We start from the raw sequence: 21,226 nt of genomic DNA, 5'->3' as shown, positions 1-21,226 counted from the left end.
GATGATCGAGATCGTCTTCCTGGGCACCTCCGCCTCCGCCCCTTCGATCCGGCGCGGGCTGCCCGCCCACGTGGTGATGTTCGAGGACCGCCGCTTCCTGGTGGATTGCGGGGAGGGAACCCAGCGGCAGCTGCTGAAGAGCGGCCTGGGCTTCCGCCGTCTGGAGACCATCCTGCTCACCCACGCCCACCTGGACCACATCCTGGGGCTGGCAGGGTTTCTGTCGACGGTGATGCGCTGGGAGATCCTCCCCCGCGTGGCCATCTACGGTCGTCGCGGGACCATCGAGCGGGTGAAGGATCTGATCTACCGGGTGGTCCTGCGCGGGGTGCGGCCCTCCATTGAGATCTCCTTCCACGTCATCGAGCCCGGACTGCTCTTCGAGGACGAGAAGCTCAGCGTCTACGCCTTCCCGGTCACCCATCGCGGCGGGGACAGCCTGGGGTATCTCTTTCGGGAGAAGCCGCGACGGCCCTTCCTGGTTGAAAAGGCCGAGGCCCTGGGGATCCCCCCGGGCCCGGAGCGCCGGCGCCTGGTGCAGGGGGAGCCGGTGACCCTGCCCGACGGGCGAGTGGTGAGGCCGGACGACGTGCTGGGGCCACCGGTGGAGGGGGCGTCCCTGGCCCTGGTGGGGGACGCGGGTCGGGTGGACGATCTGGTGGAGGCCGTCCGGGGAGTGGGGGCGCTGGTGATCGAGGCCACCTATCTGGAGGCGGACCGGGACCTGGCCCGTCGCCACGACCATCTCACCGCCGCCGAGGCGGCCGGGCTGGCCCGCGCGGCCGGGGTGGGGCATCTGATCCTGACCCATGTCTCCCGACGCTACCGGGAGCGGGAGATCCGGCAGGAGGCGATGGCCCTCTTCCCCCGGGTCTGGGTGGCCCGGGACTTCGATCGCTATCGCATCCTGAAAGATGGCCAGCTGGAGGTAGAACGAGCGGAGGTCCACGAAATCGAGGAGGAACGGGATGTCCTTGCGGAAAGCGAGCGTGCTGGAGCTGGCCACGGCGGCCTATGAGCTGGAGGCCCGGGTCCTGCGAGGCCTCCTGCGCCGGGATCCCGAGGGGCGATGGTGGATGGGCGAGACCCCGCTGGAGGAGTGGCTCTCCGCCTACGAGGGGCATGAGGCCGTCCTGATCCTGGCCTCCCTCTCCGAGGACGCCCCCCTGCCGACCCGGGTCTGCCGCACCTGCGGCCGGGAATACGTGGGCTGGGATTGCCCCCACTGCCGCGAGGTCCGCCGTCGCCTGCGAGGAATGTAAACCGAAATTTATTTCGGACTATAAATTGAATTTTGTTTCAATGCGCGCTTGCTATATCGTGCCAACAAGTCCAGTAATACAAAATAGATCTCGAAAATACTGAAATTTGATTATTTTTTAGAAGAACTTATGATCGATTTCTACCGACGCAATTTGCCACATTGGATACTGAGTGGAGCGATGTATTTCATCACCTTTCGGCTGACGAACTCCCTGCCGCGAGAGGTGATCCGAGAGCTTCAGGCGTGGCGTGAACGCGAACGAGCCCGCATTCTCTCTCAACTTCAAGGCCGGGAGCAGACCGAAAAGCTCTATAAGCTCAGCAAAAAATACTTCAGTCATTTTGATGCTTGGCTCGATCGTTGCCTCGCCGGAAGTCCTCGCTGGCTAACAGAGGAGAAGATTGCCCAAGTTGTGGCAGATGAACTTCATTCCATGGATGGTGAGCGTTATCGTCTTCTTGCTTACTGCTTGATGCCCAATCATGTCCATTTGGTGATAGATACCACTGGATACGAAATCGAAATCCATCATCGCGGTCCAACAGCACCCTATCCGCTTGCCGATACCCTTAAGCGACTCAAAGGGCGCACCGCCCGACGTTGTAACCTGGCCCTAGGACGTAGCGGTCCTTTCTGGCACCACGAAAGTTATGATCATATCGTTCGCAATCAGCAAGAATACGAACGAATTGTCGCTTATATTTTGAACAATCCTGTCAAAGCCGGGCTGGTAGAAAACTGGGAAGATTGGAAATTCTCGTTTGTTGCGTGGTAGATCGAAATAAATTTCGATTTACAAATACCTCTCATCCCGCCGCCGGTCGTTCCTCCTCGAAAGCGTCCGCGAACATCACCAGCACCTGGCCGGCCATGGCCCGCGCCAGATCGGCGGACGCCTCAGCAGCCTCCGGGGAGCGCAGGGCGGCCTCCAGGGCCGCCCGGTCCTCGAAATATAGCTCCACCATCAGATGGAAGGGAGAGGCCCCCGCCGGCGTCCCCCAGATGCGGGAGACCTCCACCCGCCGCAGATGCGGGATGCGCTCGATCCGCGCCAGATGCTGCACATACCAGCGCTCAAACGCCTCCGGATCCCCAGGCACACGGTAGAGGGTGATCACCTTGACCATTGGGAAGCCCCCGACCGCCGAGCGGCTCATCCCCGGTTTTCGGAGGTCTCCCCGGAGGCCGGAAGCGGGCCTCGATGCCGGGCCCACCGCTGCCATCCCCAGCGCAGCAGCGCCGCGGGGCCGCCCATGCCGAGGAACCCCCACAGGACCAGCACGAGGGCCCCGACGGCCTGGGCGGTGAGCTGGCCCGGATCCGCCGGCTGCCCCCAGCCGGGAACCCCCACCACGCCCAGCCCCGGATGCCCCATGAAGGCCGATTTCCCCACCTCGTTCCAGCCGACTCCGGCCCGGCCATCGGCCAGAATCCCCACCGCCAGCACCCCCAGGACCCCCGCTGCCCCATAGAGCAGCGCCAGGCTCTGGACGGCCATCCCCCCGCGGCGCAGGGCGTAGATCATCCCGGGCGTGGCCAGGCCCACCAGGATCCCCCAGCCCATCGCCTGCCAGGGACCGGTGAAAGGCGCTGCGGCCATCCCGGCGATCCACCCCACGGCGATGGCCCGGATCAGCATCAGGAGGTCCACCTCCCGGGCGACGAAGGCGGTGTAGACCCCAGCCCCGAGGGCCGCGCCCATCGCCCCCAGCATGGCGTTCCGGGCCAGCAGGGAGCTTTCCAGAGCCGGATGGGCCGCTGCCAGGGGATCCGCGCGCAGCCAGGCCAGCCAGCCTCCACCGAGCAACCAGCTCCCCCACCCGCCCAGCAACGGGAGGTGCACCGGGGGGAAAGCGTGCTCCGGCTGCGGAGTCCGCCGGCCCCAGGGGAGAAGCAGCCCGAGGAGCGCCCCGCCGGCGAGGGCGAACAGCACACCGGACCCCGCCGGATCCACCACTCCGTGACCCAGGCTCAGGGTGAGCCCCAGGCGGCTGAGCCATCCGTTCCCCCACACCCAGTGGATGCCCAGCGGCAACAGGAAGCCTCCCAGCCAGGCCCCCGCCGCCGCGGCGATGAGCGGAGAGAAACCCTCCATGCCCATCCCCAGCAGGAGGGCGGCGGAGAGCACGGCCAGGGCGGCGTGGCCCCATAGGGTCGCGGCCTGGGGCGATCCCTCCACGCCCCGGAAGAGAAACCCGCTGAGCCCCATCAGGCTCCAGAGGGGTTGGGGGTCCGCCCCCAGGGTGTAAACCCGACGCAGCGCCGCGAACCCCGGCTCCTCCACCCACAGGCCGAGGCCCCCGTAGGCGAAGCCGAAGCCCACCAGAGCCCACATCAGCCACGCCGCCACCCCGGCGGAGAGCCCTCGCACCAGCGCCCGGCGGGCCTCCTCCTCGCTCATCCCGGCCCACAGCACCCCCATGATCCCCAGAGGCCACCCCCACGCGAAGCCGTCCATCGCCGATGCGCCTCCTGAAACCTCCTCAGCCTTCCACCACCGCCTCCACCCGCAGGGCCTGGAGGACCCGCCCGATGGGGTGGATCAGGGTCGTGGTCTCGGAGCCCGCAAACAGCAACCCCACCAGGCGACCGTTCATGTCCAGGATGGCGGACCCGGAGTCCCCGGGGGCGCTCATCGCCCCCGCCATGACCTGGCCCTGGAACGTCGCGATGCGCCCGTCGTAATCCACATTGGCGGTGACGTCCACCTGGAGGATCCGCCCGCGGGTGTAGCGGGTCGTCCGCCCGAACTTCTGCACCTCCATGCCCAGCGTGGGATCCGCCACGCCTTTCGGGATCCCGATTTGCAGGATGGCCGGGGTGATGTCGTTCGGGTTCAGCGGACGGGCGATGGCCGCGTCCACCTCGTTGAAGGCCGCCGCGGTCCGCACGGCCTGTAAGCGATGGGAGGAGCCGATCCAGCGCAACAACTCGTTCAGCCATCGCACGAACCACTCCGCCCACGGGCAGGTGGCCGGTTCATCCCCGAACCGGATGGGGACGAATTCCACCAGCTCGGCGATCTCGTCCGCCACCGTCCCTCCATCCACCGGGCCGGGCTGCCGGATCCGATCTCCGGGCCGCCCACGGTTGGTGGCCGCCAGCACGTGGTTGTTGCTCAGGATGAAGACCTCGCTCCCTCGCCGCACGACGCAGCCGAAGGTCCCAGCGGTGACCAGGGGATGGCCGATGGAGACGCCGGGCGGGGCCGGGCGGTAGCGGCGGGTCGGATCCTGGAAGGCCCGGAACCGCCCTGTCTCCACCACATCGGTGGGGAACCCATCCAGCGTCGGGGGGATCAGGTCCGAGGGGGCCAGCTGGGCCGCGGGGACCTTCCGCTCCACCGAGACCACCACGCTGAGGACATCGAGGGTCTGTCCGCCCTTCACTTTATAGCCGATCCCCACCCCGACGACGTGGCGACGGGTCAGCAATCGGGGGAGATGGGAAGCTTTCACCTGCGCCAGCGACCGCCATTCGGTTCCCATGGGCGCGCTCCTGGACGGCTAAAATCGTTCGAAGCCGGAGACGTTCAGCACGATGGCGATCCCTCCCGGCTCCCCGCGGGCCTGCTGTCGGGCCTCCCGCAGGAGGCGCAAGGCCGTCTCCACCTGATGCTCCTCCGCGCCGATGAGCAGGGTGACGTTGCCCCGACGCAGGAAACCGCCCGTGGAGGCCAGGCGGGTCACCCGATACCCCTGGGCCACCAGCCGATCGGAGGCCAGGGTCGCGGCCCGCTCCGGCAGCACCGCCAGGATCAGCTTCACGCCCCTTCCCCCCTCAGAGGGACTCAAAGCGCTCGACGTCCAGGACGAAGAGCGTGGCGCCCCCGATCTCCACCTCAATCATGTGGGCCTGGAGCAGCCCCGTGGCCTCCACCGCCACCGGCAGGTAGGCCGTGCGGGTCCGGCAGCACCGCCGGAAGATCTCCACCACCTCCTCCACCCGGGGATCCTCCACCCCGATGAGCAGGGTGGTGTTCCCCTGGCGCAGAAAGCCCCCTGTCGAGGCGATGCGGGTCACCCGGTAGCCGCGCTCCACCAGGGCCTGGACGGTGGAAGGGGCGTCTTCGTCCTGGATGATGGCGAGGATCAGTTTCATCCGGCCCGCTCCCGCGCACGGTTGCAGCCATTGTAGCACAACCTGCAGGATCCCCCCGTCCGCCCGGAGACGGAGAGCCGGGCCCCGCTGGTCGGATCCCCTCCGCGTCGGACGACCGATTTCAGTCCGCCTTCCGGATCGCCTGTCGGGCGCGCCACGCCGTCCAGTCCGCGGGGGTGTCGAGATCGTAAGCCAGGACCTCATGGGGAAGGATGCGCACCGGGAGGCCGATGGCCTCCGCCTGCGCCCGGAAGGCCTCCAGGCTCCCCGGCCCGAACCGAAAGGGGATCGCCTCCGGCGGGCGAACCAGCAGGGCGTTGGTCCCCTGCCCCCAGCGATCCGGGACCAGAACCAAACCGCGATCGGAGAACCCGGCCCGGAGCAGGTCGCGGACGGCCTCCACCGTCAGCCCGGGCAGATCCACCGGGAGCACGCCGATGGCCTCCGCGCCGTGACGGACCGCGTAGCGGCGGGCGGCCGTGAGGGCCCGGTTGAGATCCTCCCAGACATCGAAATACGTATCCAGCCCCAGGCCGCGCGCCAGGGCCAGCACCCGCAGGTCCGCGCTGATCACCAGCGGATGCGCCTCCGGCACGCGGGCGACCACCCGCAGGGTCCGTCGCGCCAGACGCCAGGCCAGGCGCTGCCGCGCGGAGGGAGGGAGAGCGGAGGCCATCCGCGACTTGGAGCGCTCCAGGCGCTTGATCGGGATGAGCAGCCAGATGGACATCGAGGATCTCGATCCGGAATCGAAACTCAGCCCTCAGCGTTGCGTGGCCGGCAGGAAGAGCCGGAAGGGGAAAGGAGTGAAGCGCCAGAGCCCGGCCCGCAGCTCCCCGCTCCAGCCCCCCAGGATCCAGATCGCCCCGTCGGCGGCGACGGCAGCCAGGTTCCGCCATGTCCCCACGATGGGGGTTTCCAGAGGCACCCATCCGGTCTCGCCGGGCTGATAGCGCTCGTTGAATGCCAGGGGGATCCGCCATCCGCCTCCAAGGGCGAAGAGGTATCCGTCGCTGGCCGCCAGCGCCAGCCCGCCCCGCCCCACGTTCAACGGCGGGCACGGCTCCCAGCGGTCGGCCTCCACCCGATAGCGTTCGCAGACAGCCAGCTCCCGCTGCCCATCGTAACCGCCCACCACATAGATCGCATCGCCGAGGGCTGCCGCGGCGGCGAAGGCGCGGGGCGTGGGCATCGGCGCGCGGGGTTGCCAGAGGCCGCGGCCGGGATCCAGCATCCACACCTCTCCGCGCAGGCGACGGCCGTCCCATCCTCCGAACAGGTAAAGGCGATCCTCCGCCACGGCCAGCGCATATGCCGCCAGCGGGGAGGGGAGCGCCGGTCCCTCCGACCATCGATCCGATGCGGGATCGTAGATCTCCAGTCGATCGATGGGCTGACCCTGGGGATTCACCCCGCCCGGCACATAAACGCGCCCCCCGATCACCCCCGCCGCGACGGCCGCCACCGGATGAGGCTTGGGAGCTCCGCGGCGCCATACCTCCTGTCGGAGATCGAAGCGCTCCACCCGATCCGTGATCCCCTCAGGCGCCTCCCCGGCGATGGCGATCAGCTCCTCTCCCCATCGGACCAGGGCGAAGCGCGCCCGGGGGGCCGGCATCTGGCTCACCAGCTTCCAGCGGGGGAGGGTCCCGGCGCGCTCCACCCCCTGGCCCGGCTGATCCCCTGCGAAGCTCACCGCCGGGGCCTCCGTCCGGGCCGGGATGGGCGTCAGCGCCCAGAGGATCCCCATGATCATCCCGACCATCAGCACCGCCGCCTTCCAGAGCGGGAAAACCACGAAGGCCGATCCCGCCGGCTCCGCCGGGATCGGCTCCGGGAGCGTTGCGGGCTCCTCCGGCCCGGCGACGGCCTCCCCGGAGGAAAGCGCCTCGGGGAGGGCGCTTGCGGGAGCCTCCACCGCCTCCGGAAGCGAGGGGCGGATGTCGGCCAGGCCGAAGCGGACCGCATACATCGCCGCCTCGGTCCGGGACTGGAGGTTGGTCTTGGAGAAGATGTTCCGGAGGTGGACCTTCACCGTGTTCTGGCTGATGCCGAGCCGGTAAGCGATCTCCTTGTTGGCCAGGCCCTGCGCCACCAGGCGGAGGATCTCCTGCTCCCGCTCGGTCAGCCCGGCCTCCTCCGGCGAGATCCATCGGGCTTGTGGATCCGACTCCCACATCTCCGACCTGCCTTCCCGGCCAGGATTCGGAGGCGACGGATCATCCCGCATTCAGCGGCCGCTGATCCAGCAACCATGCCGCGATGGCGGAGTAATCCGCCTCCGCCCATCCGTGCTCCCGGGCCGCCAGGAACGTCTGCTGGGCGACGGCGGCCAGAGGCGTCGAGGCACCCACCTGGCGGCCGAACTCGACGATCAGGCCCAGGTCTTTCTCCATCAGCCGGAGGGCGAAAGAGGGCGCGAAATCCCCCTGGACGATCTTCCCACCCTTGTTGCGAAGCGATGGAGAGATCACCGCCAGATCCGACAGGATCTCCCACAACCGGGCCGGCGGGATCCCTGCCCGGGCCCCCAGGGCGAAGGCCTCCCCCAGCGCCTGGATCGAGACGCCGAGGATGAGGTTCACGGCCAGCTTCACTGCGCACCCCATCCCGTTCTCCCCCACGTAATGGATATCCCGCCCCAGGATCCCGAGCAGATCCCGGACCGCCTCGAAGGCTTCCCGAGGCCCTCCCACGAAGATCGTGAGCGTTCCCTCCGTCGCCGGGCCCACGCTGCCGGATACCGGCGCGTCCAGCATCGTCACCCCTTGACGCGCCGCTTGCTCAGCGAGGCGCCGGGAAACCGCAGGCGCGATGGTGCTCATATCCACCACGATCAGTCCCTCCCGGGCACCCGCCAGCACCCCCTCCGGTCCCGTCAGCACGGCCTCGCTGGCCTGGGAATCCGCCAACATCATGAAAACCACCTCGCTGGCCTGCGCGACCGCACGAGGGGAATCCGCCCACTGCGCTCCCTCGGCCACCAGCGCCTCCGCCTTCGACCGGGTGCGGTTGTGAACCGTGAGCCGGTGCCCGGCTTGAAGCAGACGACGCGCCATGGGAGTTCCCATGCGCCCCAGACCGATGAACCCCAACGACCGCATCGGTTCACCTCCGTCCAGCGATCAACGGCATCCGAGCGCTTACTCCACCGGCGGGAGATCCGCCACCCACAGGGACCCATCGCCGCGCAGGAAGAAGAGCCGGTGCCGCCGCTCGTCGACGGCAGCGGCGATCACATCCTGCAGTTTCTCCCCCCGAATCTGTCGGACGAAATCGCCCCGCAGGCCGAGCTGGATCAGGCGATCCGGCTCCAGGATGTAAAGCCATGGGCGCGGGGCCGTGGCATCCATCAGCAGACCGATCGGCTGGCGCACCGGGCTCGGCAGCGCCGGGGAAGGCCGCTCCCGCAGCGGGAACCCTTCGTCCTCTTGCCCCCTCACGAACATCCGCATCCGCCCGTCCCGATACAGGACGTAGACGTTCTGGTAAACCAGGAAATCCACCGCTTCGCTCAGGTCTGAGCGGGGCGATGACAGATACGGCTCGGGCTCCCGGGAGTAATCCTCCCCTGCCGGACGCAGCCGCCAGATCTGACCGTTCCCGCGATCCAGCACGTAGAGGTTGCCCTGATAGGCGCGCAACAACCCATCCGCCGGCGGGGTCAGGCGGCTGGCCACCCAGCGCGGGCTCTGGTTCCGGCTCTCCGCCAGGCCCTGGGCGTGGAGGACGATCAGCCCGCCGGCCGTGCGCTCCCCCGCCGCCTCCACCCAGGCCAGGTCGAGCAGGTCCTTCACGGGATAGCCCTGGAGGATCATCCCGCTCCACAGCAGCTCCCGCGGGGATTCGTTCAGCAGCCCCCGATGGATCTCATCGTAGCCCAGCCAGAGCACGCACCCGCCGCGATGGGGAGCCTCCGCCCGGCAACGCCCCTCCCGATCCAGCAGGTAAAGCTCCACGTCCCGCAGGATCATCCGGCGCAGACGGCCGGAGGGAAGGGTGACGAGGTGGGTTGGATGGAGGGGTTGCACCGCCTGATCCAGCTGATCCAGCCGCGCCTGAGCGGTAGCCTGCAGCGCCGCCGCCTCCGGCAGCGAAGCATATCCCTGAGCGGCCTGCGCGAGATCCCGGGCGGCCTCCCAGTGCCGGCGCGCCTCTCCGGGCGCCTGAGCCTGCGCCCCCCGCTCCGCCTCGGCCCGCGCCTGGGCCAGCAACCGGCTGGCGATCAGGATGCTCCGCTGGTGAATGTAAACCCCCAGTGTGAGGAGAAGGAGCAGCCAGGGGAGGGCCATCGCCAGCGTCCGCACCCATCCCGGGGAAGCCGGGAGCGAGACCCGCGGCCATCCCCGCCACCGAACCCGGGGAACAGAAAAGGGCAACCGGATGCCCGGCGGTCGCGGGAGCCTCCAGCGCCCGCCTCGAGCGGTCTGAACCGTCGGAGGAAGCGCAGGGGAAGCGGGCGTCGAAGCCACCGGGGCCGGCTCTGGAGGACGAGGCCGGGAAACGGCGGCGGCCCGGCCGGGCTCCCCTGCCATGATCAGGAAGGCCACCGGATGCTCCACCGTGCGGGCCACCTGAGCCTCGATGGCCTCCAGGATCAGAGGCAGGTTCTGAATGCGCGTGAGGGGGATCAACGCCCCGGGGTCCAGCAGAGGGCCCGTGACCCCATCCGTCACGATCAAACGATCCTCCGGGCGAAGGGAGGCCATCCCATAATGGAGCGAGACCGCCCGGGCGGCTCCCAGGGTGGCCGGCGGCTCCCCTTCCGGGGCGAACACACGAACGCCCTCCCGGGTCACATGGGCCGCCCAGGCCGGGCCGGCCTGCACCAGGAAGGCCGTCTCCTCCCGCAACGCCAGGAGGGTCAGGCCGACCTCCCAGCGCTCCCCGGGCGGCGCGTTCCGGTTTTGCTCCAGAAGCCAGCGATGGAAAGCCAGCACGGCCTCCCGGAGCGCGCCGGTCAGGCTGCCGGCCTGCCGATCGAAGGCGTCCCGCAAACACCGGGCGATCTCTTCGAAGGGGAGCGTCCCCGGATCCCCGTGCACGGTCAGGACAGCGTAGAGCGGTTCCCGCCGCCCGCGGCCGCGCGGCGGCAGCGCGAGCACCAGGCCGGAGAGCGGGGCGCCTCTATACCAGCCCCCATACGCCGCGCGCATCGCCTTCTACCCTTTCGCCCGTCCGTCTGGGACCGGAAGGCCCGGACGCTCCGGAACGGGCTCGGCAACGTCGGAGCAACCCAGGGCCCGGCAGAGCGCCTGGAGGGCAGCGAGCGCCGCCGCGATATCGCCGCGGGCCGCCTGCGCCCGCGCCGCCTGCAGGTCCTGCCACGCCCGCCTCCCTTCCGGGGAATCCGGCGCCCGCATGAAATCCGCCACGATCCCCTCGCGGACCGCCTGACGCCAGTCCGGCAGCCACGCCTTCAGGAAATACGCCGAGGGATCGTAGGTTCGCTGGTAGGCTCGCAAGGCCTCGAAGAAGGTCCACACGAATCGCAGGTCTGCCGCCTGCTCCGGATCCGGCGACAGTCGCTCCAGGGCCTCCCGCCAGCGGGATTCGATCCCCCGGATATCTTGATGATAGACATCCCGGAGGGCCCGGTCAAGGACGGTTCGATCGGACTCCCCGGGCCGGCGTTCCAGGGATCGGAGGAAGTCCAGGAAGCGGGGCCATCCGCCCTTCCGGACCAGCTCCTCCACGAAGGCGCCCGCTTCCAGGTAACCGATCTCGTGAGGATGGGCATAAAAGTCCTCGACCAGCTCCTCCAGCGGGATCCAGCCGCCCATCCGGAGAAGGGCTGCGGCCCGTTGGGTCAGCGGCTCCGGACGGTAATGCCCCCCGGCGATGAAGACCGCCAGCCCCTCCGTGATCAGCGCCGGGAGATGCCCCACACAGTCCTCGCGGCCGATCCACGCGCATGTCATCCGGTGGACCATTTCGTGACGCAGGATGGTGGGGAGATCCACCGGCAGGCGATCCGCCACCGGGTAGGTCAGGATCAAGCTATCTCCCACAGCGAACCCGCCGTGTCCCAGGAGGCGGGGGATCCAGACCACGTAGATGGGAAGCGGGGTGGAAAGGCCCATGCGAGCCCGCACCGTCGCCTCCGCCTCATCTGCCCACGCCATCAACCGCGCGAGGTCCGCCTCCGCCGCCGTGCCCGTGAGGTAGACGTGGGTGCAACACCGGCTGCGGGCCTGAGCCCAGCGGGCCCGGCGCTCCGTCTCCGGGAGCGCCTCTTGTGGGCCCAGGGTCACCAGCTGCGCCCACCGGGCCTCCGTCGCGCCGCCCGCGCCCTCGCCCCGGGCGATCCCAATCAGAGGGAAAGTCCCTGACCCGGGGGCCTGCCAGACCCAGGTCCACGCCACACGATGGGAGGCGCCGGGCGCCAGCTCGGGCAACGCGGCCTCCGCCAGGATCTCCTCGCCCTCCGGTCCCCCGCGCCGGATCTCCACCCGGCCTCCCGCAAGGGAGGCGCGGCCGACGTTCCGGACCTCCACCTCGAAGCTGAGCCGATCCCCGGCGTAGAGCGGTCCGTCCGGATGCAGCCGGAAGTCCACGATGGCCAGCCCGTAACGCGAGCCCGGCGTCGGAGGCGAGGCGGTGGGAACAGCGGACGGTGTGAGAGTAGGGAGCGCCGGCGAGGGCGTCCCCGCCATCGGACGAAGGAGGACGGCTTCGGGAGGCCGGGCCCCGAGCAGCCAGAGGACCAGCAGCAAAACCCCGGCGAAGACCCATCGACGGATGCGCGCCATATGTCGCTTCCTCGCGACAGCTCTTCGAATCGCCCGAACGGCCTCGCCGGTTTAGGATGGCTTCTCCCGCCTATCCCGTCAACGGTGACAGGCCTCGACAACACCCCAAATTTGACAACAACCAGGGCGCTCCGTAAGATGTAAAAGAAACGCTGATCCGGTGGACCCAAAATGCGAACCGGCATGAAGCCCGTGCATTGCATCTGTCCTGGGCGGGGGCGTTAACGCCACCCGCCCGGGATGAGGGCTCCGCGAGAGCCCTTTTCCCGCCTGATCGCGGACCAACCGATCGGTGGGTGGCCAACGCCCCCGCGCCCTGAGGGTGTCGAGGTCGCTGGCCCGTTCCCGGCCCGCCGAATCGTGTTGGTCCTTTTTATTTGCCACAGGATCAAGGGGGGGTCGATGGTGCCCACGATCGCCCGAGCCCGGGTGGTGGAAGCGAAAGATCTGTTCGAGCTCATTGGCCACACGCCGCTGATCCGGTTCCGGCGCATTACGGCGCCGCTCGCGCCGGTGGAGATCTACGCCAAGGCGGAATGGTATAACCCGGGGGGATCCGTGAAGGATCGCCCGGCGCGGGAGATCATCCTGACGGCGGAGCGGGAGGGCCGGCTGCGGCCGGGCAAGGTCATCCTGGACGCCACCTCCGGCAACATGGGGATCGCCTACGCGATGCTGGGGGCCGCCCGGGGTTACCCGGTCACCCTTTGCATCCCGGCCAACGCCAGCCCCGAGCGGCTGCGCATCCTGCGGGCCTACGGCGCCGAGCTCATCCTCACGGATCCCCTGGAGGGGACCGATGGGGCGATCCTGGAGGCCCGCCGTCGCTACGAGGCCGACCCCGAGCGGTATTTCTACGCCGATCAATACAACAACCCGGCCAACTGGAAGGCCCACTACCGCACCACGGGGCCGGAGATCTGGGCTCAGACGGAGGGGCGGATCACCCACTTCGTCGCCGGCCTGGGGACCAGCGGGACGATGATGGGGGTGGGCCGCTACCTGAAAGAACAGAACCCGGAGATCCGCCTGATCGGCGTGCAACCCGACGGGCCCTTCCACGGCCTGGAGGGGCTCAAACACATGGAAACCGCGATCCGTCCGGGCATTTACGACCCGGAGCTCCTGGATGAGCTCCTGACGGTCTCCACCGAGGAGGCCTACGCGATGGCGCGGCGGCTGGCCCGGGAGGAGGGCCTGTTCGTGGGCATCTCCGCCGGGGCGGCGATGGCGGCCGCCCTCAAGGTCGCCGCCCGCCTGCGGGAGGGGGTGGTGGTGACCCTGTTCCCGGACGCCGGATACAAGTATCTCAGCGAGCCCTTCTGGTTCGAGGCCGATCCTCCGGGAGGTCATCGATGACGTTGCGGCTGTCCGTCTCACAGCGGGACCGGATTCGGGCCCATGTCGAAGCGGGCTATCCGGCGGAAGCTTGCGGGATCCTCCTGGGCCGGGAGGTCGACGGGATCAAGGTCGTGGAGGACCTGCGGCTGGTCGACAACCGCTGGGAGAACCCGGCGGAGCAGACCCATCGCTTCCTGATCCCGCCGGAGGAGGTGCGGGCGGCGGAGCGGGCCGCCGCGGCGGCGGGGCTGGAGATCATCGGGTTCTTCCATTCCCACCCGGATCACCCGGCCCGGCCCTCCGCCTTCGATCGAGAGCACGCCTGGCCCTGGTATGCCTACCTGATCGTCTCGGTGGAGGACGGCCGGGCCGTCGACTGGCGAGTCTGGGAGCTCCAGGAGGATCGCTCCGCCTTCGTCGAGCGACCCCTGGAGGTCACGGGCTGAGCGGAAACCTGCCGCAGCGGCCGGAGCCGCAAGCGGTGGACCTGATCCTCCATCCTTCGTCGGGAGGTGAAACCGATGGCGGTGCAGATCCTGATCCCAACCCCGCTGCGCGTCTACACCCGCGGGGAGAAAGTGGTGACCGTGGAGGCCCGCACGGTGGGGGAAGCCCTGCGGGCGCTGACGGACCAGTTTCCGGAGCTCAAGCGGCACCTGTTCAACGAAGAGGGGCGCCTGCGCTCCTTCGTGAATCTTTACCTGGGCGATGAGGACGTCCGCTATCTGCAGGGGGAGGAGACCCCGATCCCGGATGGGCAGACCCTCAGCATCGTGCCCTCCATCGCCGGCGGAAGGTCGCCCGGGTCCTGAACCGGCACCGGATCGCCGATGGAGGTGGGAGATGGTGGAACGACGGGTGGATCACACGGCGTTGAAGTTCAATCAGGCCAGCATCATCACCCTGAACCTGCTGGCCTTCGTGTTCAACCTGCCGGCGCTGGTGGCCTTCGTGGCCCTCGTGATGCTGGTGGGAACCGCCTTCCCCGCGGCCGCCCTGTTCCAGCAGATCTACTTTCGGATTCTGAAGCCGCGGGGGTGGCTGCGGCCCCGGGTGCTGACGGACAACCCGGAGCCCCACCGGTTCGCCCAGGGGCTGGGCGGGACCTTCCTGGCCCTGGGGGCGGCGGCTCTTTTCCTGGGCTACACCCCAATCGGCTGGGCCCTGGCCTGGCTGGTGATCGTCCTGGCCGCCCTGAACCTCTTCTTCGGGTTCTGCGCCGGCTGTTTCGTGTATTACCAGCTGAGCCGCTTGGGCGTCCCCGGCTTCACCGCCCGGCCCATCGAACGTCGGGAGGTGGAGGGATGATCGAGCGGGCCCTGATGGCCCTTGGGGTGCTGCTGGGCCTCTGGCTGGCCTGGTGCCTGATCGCCTGCGCCCAGCGCCGGCTGGCCCGGCCACGAGCGGAGGACCTGGAGGGTCCGCTGACCCTCCTGTATTTCTACACGCCCTCCTGCGGCCCGTGCCGTCTGATCCAGACGCCGATCCTCGAGACCCTTGCGGCGGAGTGGCGGGAGGCCGTGCGGGTGCGAGCGGTGGACGTCACCGCGGAGCCGGAGGCTGCAACCCGCTACCGGGTCTGGACAGTGCCGACCACCATGTGGGTGGACGCCTCCGGGACGGTGCGGGCGGTCAACAACGGGGTGGCGACGGCGGAGACGCTGCGCCGGCAGTGGCTCCAGCTTCAGAGGAAGCTCGAGGGATCCACCCCGCTTTCCTGACGGTTATCCTTCCCCTTTCGGGAGGTTCGGATGCAGAACGTGAACGAGGTCATCCTGACGAACGAGGAGATCCGCCGCTACAGCCGGCATCTCCTGATGCCGGAGGTGGGCCTGACCGGCCAGAAGAAACTGAAGGCCGCCAGCGTCCTCATCATCGGGGCGGGCGGGCTGGGCTCCCCCGCCGCCCTCTACCTGGCCGCCGCCGGGGTGGGGCGAATCGGTCTGGTGGATTTCGACGTGGTCGACGAGAGCAACCTGCAGCGCCAGATCCTGCACGGCACCTCCTGGGTGGGCAAGCCCAAGCTGGCCTCGGCGAAGGCGCGTCTGCTGGACCTCAACCCGGACATCACGGTGGAGACCCACGAGACGGTGCTGACCAGCGCCAACGCCCTGGAGATCCTCAAAGACTACGACATCATCATCGACGGCACGGACAACTTCCCCACCCGCTACCTGGTCAACGACGCCTGCGTGTTCCTGGGGAAGCCCCTGGTCTACGGCAGCATCTTCCGGTTCGAGGGGCAGGCCACCGTCTTCGACGCCCGGGTGGGGCCCTGCTATCGCTGCCTTTACCCGGAGCCCCCGCCGCCCGGCCTGGTGCCCTCCTGCGCCGAGGGCGGGGTCTTCGGCGTGCTGCCCGGGGTGATCGGAGCCATCCAGGCCACCGAAGCCATCAAGCTGATCATCGGCCAGGGCGAGCCGCTGATCGGCCGGTTGCTGCTTTACGATGCCCTGAGCATGCGCTTCCGGGAGCTCAAGCTGCGCAAGAACCCGGCCTGCCCCGTCTGCGGGGAGAACCCCACCATCCGGGAGCTGATCGACTACGAGGCCTTCTGCGGCGTGCCCATCCATGAGCATGAGGTGCGCACGGAGTTCGACATCACCCCGCAGGAGCTCAAGGCCATGCTGGAGCGGGACGGCCGGGGGATCGTGCTGCTGGACGTGCGGGAGCCCCACGAGTGGGAGATCTGCCGCCTGGAGGGGGCCATCCTCATCCCGCTTCGCGAGCTGCCGGCGCACCTGAACCGGCTGGACCCGACCCGGGAATACGTGGTCTACTGCAAGACGGGGGCGCGCAGCGCCCAGGCGGCCCGGATCATGCAGGCGGCCGGCCTGCGGGTCCGCAACCTGCGGGGGGGCATCAACGCCTGGTCGCGGGAAGTTGACCCCAACGTGCCCCTCTATTAAAATTGGAGGAAATACCAGGCGGCCGATAACCCGCTCCATACACCGGCGCCCCGGATTCCGGAAGCGCGCACCCCCTAAGGGCCGGGGGCCCGGCAAAGATCGCCGGGCCCCCGGCTGCTTGGAGGGGATGAGAGGGACACCGTCAGAAATCCCTTCGCTCTCCCCGAACCGCCTCGACCGCGGACACGCCCGTTGGCCACTTTTTGCCGATCTCCGCGGCCAGCCGATCCAGGTCGCGTAGCACCTTCCGCACCTTTTTCATCCCCACCCGCCGCTCCGGTGGCACAACGGGCGAGATGCGCGCCACCACGCGGCCACGGTATGTGACCAGATACTCCTCCCCTCCCTCCCGCACATCCCGCAAGATCCGGCTGAGCTGTTCCTTGAGTTCGCGCACGCTAACGCAGGGCATGTCCGACCTCACGCGCCGGAGATCTCAGAAGGTCCGCACCTTCCATTGGGAGAGCCTTCGGGATGTGGAGCCTCATCCCTCTTCCTCCACGAGCTCGATGGTGTGGGTGAGCGCGGCCACCCCGCGGACCGTAGCGCTGACGGAGCAGTATTTCTCCTCCGAAAGGCGCACTGCGTCCTCCACCGCCTTCGAGGAGAGCCCGCGGCCCCGGACCCGATACGTCACGTGGATGCGACGGAAGGCCCACGGCGGCTCCGGATCCTGCTCGCCGTGCACCCGGACCTCCAGGCCGGTGACCTTCTGCCGTTTCTTCTCCAGGATGTCTAACACGTCGAAGGCGGAGCACGCCCCCAGGGCGATCAGCAACAGCTCCGCCGGCTTCATCCCCACCCCGTCCTCCGGCCCGGTGCCGGAGATCACCACGCTGTGCCGCGTGCTGTCGATCCCCACAAACTGGCGCTTCTCCACCCACTTGATCTGCACCTCGGCCATGCGCGTTCCACCTCATCTCTGGGTTCGCCCCCGCCCGGGCTCAGGATCCTCCAGGCCCCAGCCATCGGCTCACCAGATAGCTGGCGGTGAGCAACAGCCCGGCGTAAAGATGCAGACGGATCTGTGTGGCCATCGCCGGGATCAGGGCGTAAGGCTGCTCGGCGAAACGGGCAAGGGAACGGCCGACGGAGACGGCCATAGGGAGGGTCACTCCGACCGCGACGGCCCAGGGGGGCATCCACCTCAGGATCACCGCGATCCCGACAAAGAGATAAGCAGCCGCCACCCCGATCCCGTAGATCCTTGCCCGCCATCGCCCGGAGAGGCGAACGGCCAAAGTGCGCTTCCCAGCCGCCGCATCCCCCGCCCGGTCCGGCACCTCGTTGACATAAAGCACCAGCGCGATCAGGAGGGCGACGGGCACGGAGGCGATCAGGGGGGGCCACCCGATGCGGCCGGTCTGGACCATATAGGCGCCTATGGTCATCAGGGGGCCGAAGCCCAAGGCCACCGCCAGCTCCCCCAGCCCCCGATAGGCCAGCCGCAGCGGAGGGGCCGTATACGCGATGCTGAGCAGAAGGCCCAAGGCCCCCAGAACGAGAAGCGGCACCCCGGCGCGGAAGATCACCATCAACAGGCCGAGGAGAGCTCCACCTCCATACAGGGCTGCGCACAGGAGGGCCATCTCCCGGATCCCCAGGAGGCCATATTGGATCACCCGCGAGCCGCCGCTGAACGGCGTAGGGCTCGGGTTGACCGCGTCCGCCCCGGAGAGCGCGTCGAAGATGTCGTTGCACACGTTGAGCCCCAGGTGCACCAATGCCGCGGCGGCCAGGGTGAGGACCAGCCAGGGCAACGAGAAGGACCCCTCGTAGAAGGCCACCGCCGCCCCCAGGAGCACCGGGATCACGGTGGCCGTCAGGAACGGCGCTCGCGTCGCCCGGAGGAGCAGCCCGACAAGCGGCAGGCGCGGACGGATCGGACGGCCGTGGATCCGGCTCAGAAAGGCGAAATAGCGCTGCGCTTGCGGCACTGCCCCCTCGCACAACGCCAGGAACGGCCGCTCATCCTCCCGCCATCCGGAGACCCGATGGGGCCGCACGGCCACGCCATCGGCTCGACGGTGTGCAGAACCGTGGAAGGTCCAGTATCGTCGCCCCTCGTAGCCTCCCTGAGGCCGCGGCCGGATCCGGCTCAGGATCACCGCGACCGGGGCACCATCCGGTGGCAGGGGCTCATCGGAGATCCGCAACCGGATCCCATCCTCCTCCACCTCAAAAGGCCCCGGGCGATGCATCGGGTAGCCCGCCTCGTCCACCCAAACCAGGACGGCGAAGGGATGCTCCGCCGTCCGCCGCTGCGCCTCCGCCAGGATCTCGCGCATCGCAGGCTGGGACATCTCAGCCACCCTCCGAGAGATCGTAAACAACCGGCTCCCCCACCCCACCGGGGGGCCAGTGGAAGATCCGGCGAGGGGTGATGGCGATCACCGCGCGCTCCCAGAACAGCGGGAGCATCCACCGGTTTTTCACGAGGCGAGGGATATCCGGCTCCTTCCGCGCCCAGGCCGGCAACAACCACAGCCATCCAGAGTGGGGGTCCGCGTCATCGATCGTGGCCTCCCCCTGGATCGTCACCGCCCCCCAGCGCGCCACCGGCGCCGCCACGGGGTCCGTGATGCTCAGAGCCACCCGTGGGTTCCGCCGGATGTGAAAGAGCTTGCGGGAGAACAGCACACTGGAGGTGAGATAGATCCGTCCATCCCCGACGTAAAGGGGGAGCATGGGATGGACCACGGGACGGTTCCGACCATCCAGCACTGTGAACTCCGCCACCAGGGCGGCCTCCAGCAAGGCTTCCACCGCTTCCGGCAAGCGGCTCATCCGTTCACCTCCGGACCGGAATCAAACGAGGGAACGAACGGCTCAGGGAACGCTCGGGCGAGGGAGGGGCGCTTCGGTTTCCGCCCGGGGCTCAGGCGGGCGCTCCAGCAACGGCTCCAGGGTCCGACGGAAGGCCTCCCAGTCCGCCGGGACCTGGACGGGCACCGGGAGGACCCGCATGGCGATCTCGGGATCCTTCAGGCCGTGGCCGGTCAGCACCGCCACCACCTGGAGCTCCTCCCGGCGCGGGATCAGCCCCTCGGCCAGCGCCCGGCGCAGCCCGGCCACCGCGGCGGCTGAGGCCGGCTCCACGAAAAGGCCCTCCAGGGCCGCCAGCATCCGCCACGCCTCCAGGATCTCCTCATCCGGGACCGCGAGGAACCGCCCGCCGGACTCCCGGACGGCCTGCGCCGCCTCAGGTCCGCGGGCCGGCCGCCCGATGCGGATCGCCGTGGCCACCGTCTCCGGCTGATCGATGGGATGGCCCCGCACCAGCGGCGCCGCCCCCTCCGCCTGGACGCCCAGCAGATGCGGCAAGGCGGCGATGCGGCCGGCCTGATGGTAAGCGCAAAACCCCTTCCAGTAGGCGGTGATGTTCCCGGCGTTCCCCACCGGGATCGCCAGCCAGTCGGGCGCCCGGCCCAGCTGATCGCAGATCTCGAAGGCAGCGGTCTGCTGACCTTCCAACCGGTAGGGGTTCAGGGAGTTCACCAGGGCGATGGGATAGACCTCCACGGCGCGCCGGACCAGCGCCAGCGCCGCATCGAAGTTCCCCTCCACAGCCAGGACGGTCGCGCCGTAGGCCATCGCCGCCGCCAGCTTGCCCAGGGCGATCTTCCCAGCCGGGACCAGGACGATGGCCCGCAGGCCGGCGCGGGCGGCATAAGCGGCCGCCGAGGCGGCGGTGTTCCCCGTGCTGGCGCAGATCACCGCCCGAGCGCCCTCCGCCACCGCCTGGGTCAGCGCCGTGGTCATCCCCCGGTCCTTGAAAGAGCCCGTGGGGTTCAGGCCTTCGTATTTCAGATAGAGGGAACCGGGAAAGCCGATGGCCTGCGCCAGACGGGGAGCGGGCACGAGCGGGGTGTTGCCTTCGTGGAGGGTGATGGGATCGATCGGGGCCACGCGCAGAAACGGGCGATACGCATGGATGATGCCGCGCCACATCGATCCTTCCGCCATGAGGTCCTCACTCCCCACCTCCGGGATGTGGCTCCATTTTAACTCGAGCACCCCGGGGTTTCCGGACAGCGCATGGCCCCCGCAAAGGGCGGACGGGATCTTCGAGAGGGCTCTTTCAGCGGCCAGCCTCCTGGAGGGCGGTCGACACAGCCGGACGCTGGGTGGCCAGGAGGAAGCCGGCGAACATCAACGTGGCCGCCAGCAGCTCCCCCAGATACAGATACTGCCCGGCCCCCAGGCGGGTCAGGGTGCTCGCCGCCGCCACCAAGAGGGCGCCTGCGGCGATCAGGATGTTCCCGACCACCCGCTGGGGGAACGTCTGCCGGCGCCACAACAGATACGCCGAGTAGAGCGCACCCCCCACCAGGGTGATCAGACCGTAGACGTTAAAAAAGGGCGTGGTCAGGCGAACCGGCGCCCGCGAAGGCATGATCGCGCGATACTGCTCGCTGATGGGACGAGCAGGGGTGTAAGCGGAAGAATCCAAGGGGGTGGTCAGCATCAGATATCCGGCGAAGAGGCTCCCTAAGATCAGGACCGCCAGCAACGCGTGGGCGACCTCCCGCCGACGGACCAGCAGATAAACCGTCCCCTGGCCCAGCCAGGCGGCGTTCAGCGCCGCGCCGAAGAGATACCAGGCCCGGAAGATCCATGGGTTCCAGCCCACGGCCAGATACGCCTCAGCGAAGCTGCCCAGCCCGAACATGGTCAGCCCGATGCCCCAGAGCAGAAGATGCGTCCCACGCCGCTCTGCATACCGCCGGAACACCGCCGCCACGAAGGCGGCCATCACCGCGGTGGAGAGAAAGGGAAGGATCTGATGCACCGACATCACCGGCCTCCCTTCCGGAGAAGTTGGCGCAAGCCTCCCGCCATCGCCCGGCGCCCCGCCC

General features: G+C 68.8%; 25 protein-coding genes. 9 read left to right on the top strand and 16 right to left on the bottom strand.

Features of this window, described 5'->3' with window-relative positions:
- Position 1: 1 nt before the first annotated feature.
- The 3 genes from KNN16_RS12940 (at position 2) to KNN16_RS12930 (ending at position 2,039) form a co-directional block, all read left to right on the top strand.
- A complete protein-coding gene (locus KNN16_RS12940; protein ID WP_303897416.1) occupies positions 2 to 1,018 on the top strand; it encodes a ribonuclease Z in 1,017 nt (338 codons plus the stop codon).
- On the top strand, positions 969 to 1,262 hold the full coding sequence (locus tag KNN16_RS12935; RefSeq protein ID WP_303897415.1) for a hypothetical protein: 294 nt from the start codon (positions 969 to 971) through the stop codon (positions 1,260 to 1,262). Before KNN16_RS12940 ends, KNN16_RS12935 begins: the two co-directional genes overlap by 50 nt.
- A gap of 180 nt (positions 1,263 to 1,442) precedes the next feature.
- Positions 1,443 to 2,039: a transposase gene (locus KNN16_RS12930; RefSeq protein WP_303897414.1), complete on the top strand. Its 597-nt coding sequence runs from the start codon at positions 1,443 to 1,445 to the stop codon at positions 2,037 to 2,039.
- 31 nt (positions 2,040 to 2,070) lie between these two features.
- Here KNN16_RS12930 and KNN16_RS12925 read toward each other — a convergent pair whose 3' ends face one another.
- The 10 genes from KNN16_RS12925 to KNN16_RS12880 all read right to left on the bottom strand — a co-directional run bounded on the left by KNN16_RS12925 (position 2,071) and on the right by KNN16_RS12880 (position 12,117).
- Complete coding sequence (locus tag KNN16_RS12925) at positions 2,071 to 2,391, bottom strand: EthD family reductase (RefSeq protein WP_303897412.1); 321 nt, start codon at positions 2,389 to 2,391, stop codon at positions 2,071 to 2,073.
- A 26-nt stretch (positions 2,392 to 2,417) separates the two neighbouring features.
- Positions 2,418 to 3,722, bottom strand: a complete 1,305-nt coding sequence (locus KNN16_RS12920) for a hypothetical protein (protein ID WP_303897409.1) — start codon at positions 3,720 to 3,722, stop codon at positions 2,418 to 2,420.
- Between the two features lie 25 nt (positions 3,723 to 3,747).
- Positions 3,748 to 4,752 (bottom strand): trypsin-like serine protease, encoded by a 1,005-nt coding sequence (locus tag KNN16_RS12915; RefSeq protein WP_299288646.1) that lies wholly within the window; start codon positions 4,750 to 4,752, stop codon positions 3,748 to 3,750.
- Between the two features lie 18 nt (positions 4,753 to 4,770).
- Entirely contained in the window at positions 4,771 to 5,031 is a 261-nt protein-coding gene (locus tag KNN16_RS12910) for a cyclic-di-AMP receptor (RefSeq protein ID WP_088570450.1), read from the bottom strand.
- Between the two features lie 13 nt (positions 5,032 to 5,044).
- Positions 5,045 to 5,365 (bottom strand): cyclic-di-AMP receptor, encoded by a 321-nt coding sequence (locus tag KNN16_RS12905; protein WP_088570449.1) that lies wholly within the window; start codon positions 5,363 to 5,365, stop codon positions 5,045 to 5,047.
- 121 nt (positions 5,366 to 5,486) lie between these two features.
- Positions 5,487 to 6,095: a 2-phospho-L-lactate guanylyltransferase gene (gene cofC / locus KNN16_RS12900; protein ID WP_303897407.1), complete on the bottom strand. Its 609-nt coding sequence runs from the start codon at positions 6,093 to 6,095 to the stop codon at positions 5,487 to 5,489.
- A 33-nt stretch (positions 6,096 to 6,128) separates the two neighbouring features.
- On the bottom strand, positions 6,129 to 7,544 hold the full coding sequence (locus KNN16_RS12895; RefSeq protein ID WP_299288654.1) for a helix-turn-helix domain-containing protein: 1,416 nt from the start codon (positions 7,542 to 7,544) through the stop codon (positions 6,129 to 6,131).
- A gap of 40 nt (positions 7,545 to 7,584) precedes the next feature.
- Positions 7,585 to 8,469, bottom strand: a complete 885-nt coding sequence (locus tag KNN16_RS12890) for an NAD(P)-dependent oxidoreductase (RefSeq protein WP_303897406.1) — start codon at positions 8,467 to 8,469, stop codon at positions 7,585 to 7,587.
- Between the two features lie 39 nt (positions 8,470 to 8,508).
- On the bottom strand, positions 8,509 to 10,521 hold the full coding sequence (locus tag KNN16_RS12885; protein ID WP_299287363.1) for a hypothetical protein: 2,013 nt from the start codon (positions 10,519 to 10,521) through the stop codon (positions 8,509 to 8,511).
- Between the two features lie 6 nt (positions 10,522 to 10,527).
- Positions 10,528 to 12,117, bottom strand: a complete 1,590-nt coding sequence (locus KNN16_RS12880) for a hypothetical protein (protein ID WP_303897404.1) — start codon at positions 12,115 to 12,117, stop codon at positions 10,528 to 10,530.
- 402 nt (positions 12,118 to 12,519) lie between these two features.
- Here KNN16_RS12880 and KNN16_RS12875 point away from each other — a divergent pair, with 402 nt between their 5' ends.
- The 6 genes from KNN16_RS12875 to moeB all read left to right on the top strand — a co-directional run bounded on the left by KNN16_RS12875 (position 12,520) and on the right by moeB (position 16,367).
- Entirely contained in the window at positions 12,520 to 13,476 is a 957-nt protein-coding gene (locus KNN16_RS12875; protein WP_303897402.1) for a PLP-dependent cysteine synthase family protein, read from the top strand.
- On the top strand, positions 13,473 to 13,904 hold the full coding sequence (locus tag KNN16_RS12870; protein ID WP_299287354.1) for a M67 family metallopeptidase: 432 nt from the start codon (positions 13,473 to 13,475) through the stop codon (positions 13,902 to 13,904). The genes KNN16_RS12875 and KNN16_RS12870 overlap by 4 nt, the downstream gene beginning before the upstream one ends.
- Before the next feature lie 75 nt (positions 13,905 to 13,979).
- Positions 13,980 to 14,270 carry a MoaD/ThiS family protein gene (locus tag KNN16_RS12865; protein WP_299287351.1) on the top strand — a complete coding sequence of 97 codons (291 nt, stop codon included), beginning with the start codon at positions 13,980 to 13,982 and terminating at the stop codon, positions 14,268 to 14,270.
- Positions 14,271 to 14,301: 31 nt separating this feature from the next.
- A complete protein-coding gene (locus KNN16_RS12860) occupies positions 14,302 to 14,766 on the top strand; it encodes a DUF4395 domain-containing protein (RefSeq protein WP_273096195.1) in 465 nt (154 codons plus the stop codon).
- Positions 14,763 to 15,179, top strand: a complete 417-nt coding sequence (locus KNN16_RS12855; RefSeq protein WP_299287345.1) for a co-chaperone YbbN — start codon at positions 14,763 to 14,765, stop codon at positions 15,177 to 15,179. The genes KNN16_RS12860 and KNN16_RS12855 overlap by 4 nt, the downstream gene beginning before the upstream one ends.
- Positions 15,180 to 15,209: 30 nt before the next feature.
- On the top strand, positions 15,210 to 16,367 hold the full coding sequence (gene moeB, locus KNN16_RS12850; protein ID WP_303897398.1) for a molybdopterin-synthase adenylyltransferase MoeB: 1,158 nt from the start codon (positions 15,210 to 15,212) through the stop codon (positions 16,365 to 16,367).
- Between the two features lie 142 nt (positions 16,368 to 16,509).
- Here moeB and KNN16_RS12845 read toward each other — a convergent pair whose 3' ends face one another.
- The 6 genes from KNN16_RS12845 to KNN16_RS12820 all read right to left on the bottom strand — a co-directional run bounded on the left by KNN16_RS12845 (position 16,510) and on the right by KNN16_RS12820 (position 21,165).
- Entirely contained in the window at positions 16,510 to 16,779 is a 270-nt protein-coding gene (locus tag KNN16_RS12845) for a type II toxin-antitoxin system Phd/YefM family antitoxin (RefSeq protein ID WP_303897396.1), read from the bottom strand.
- Between the two features lie 72 nt (positions 16,780 to 16,851).
- A complete protein-coding gene (locus KNN16_RS12840; protein WP_303897393.1) occupies positions 16,852 to 17,271 on the bottom strand; it encodes an OsmC family protein in 420 nt (139 codons plus the stop codon).
- Positions 17,272 to 17,311: 40 nt separating this feature from the next.
- Positions 17,312 to 18,670 carry a prenyltransferase gene (locus KNN16_RS12835; protein ID WP_303897391.1) on the bottom strand — a complete coding sequence of 453 codons (1,359 nt, stop codon included), beginning with the start codon at positions 18,668 to 18,670 and terminating at the stop codon, positions 17,312 to 17,314.
- A 1-nt stretch (position 18,671) separates the two neighbouring features.
- Positions 18,672 to 19,154, bottom strand: a complete 483-nt coding sequence (locus tag KNN16_RS12830; protein WP_303897389.1) for a pyridoxamine 5'-phosphate oxidase family protein — start codon at positions 19,152 to 19,154, stop codon at positions 18,672 to 18,674.
- A 42-nt stretch (positions 19,155 to 19,196) separates the two neighbouring features.
- A complete protein-coding gene (gene thrC, locus KNN16_RS12825; RefSeq protein WP_303897388.1) occupies positions 19,197 to 20,318 on the bottom strand; it encodes a threonine synthase in 1,122 nt (373 codons plus the stop codon).
- A gap of 130 nt (positions 20,319 to 20,448) precedes the next feature.
- A complete protein-coding gene (locus tag KNN16_RS12820) occupies positions 20,449 to 21,165 on the bottom strand; it encodes a hypothetical protein (protein WP_303897386.1) in 717 nt (238 codons plus the stop codon).
- Positions 21,166 to 21,226 lie beyond the last annotated feature (61 nt).

This window comes from Thermoflexus hugenholtzii (assembly GCF_018771565.1).
In the GTDB taxonomy this organism is placed as follows: Bacteria; Chloroflexota; Anaerolineae; order Thermoflexales; family Thermoflexaceae; genus Thermoflexus; species Thermoflexus hugenholtzii_A.
Note: the sequence above shows the minus strand (reverse complement) of the source record. Positions and strands in the feature narration are given on the sequence as shown.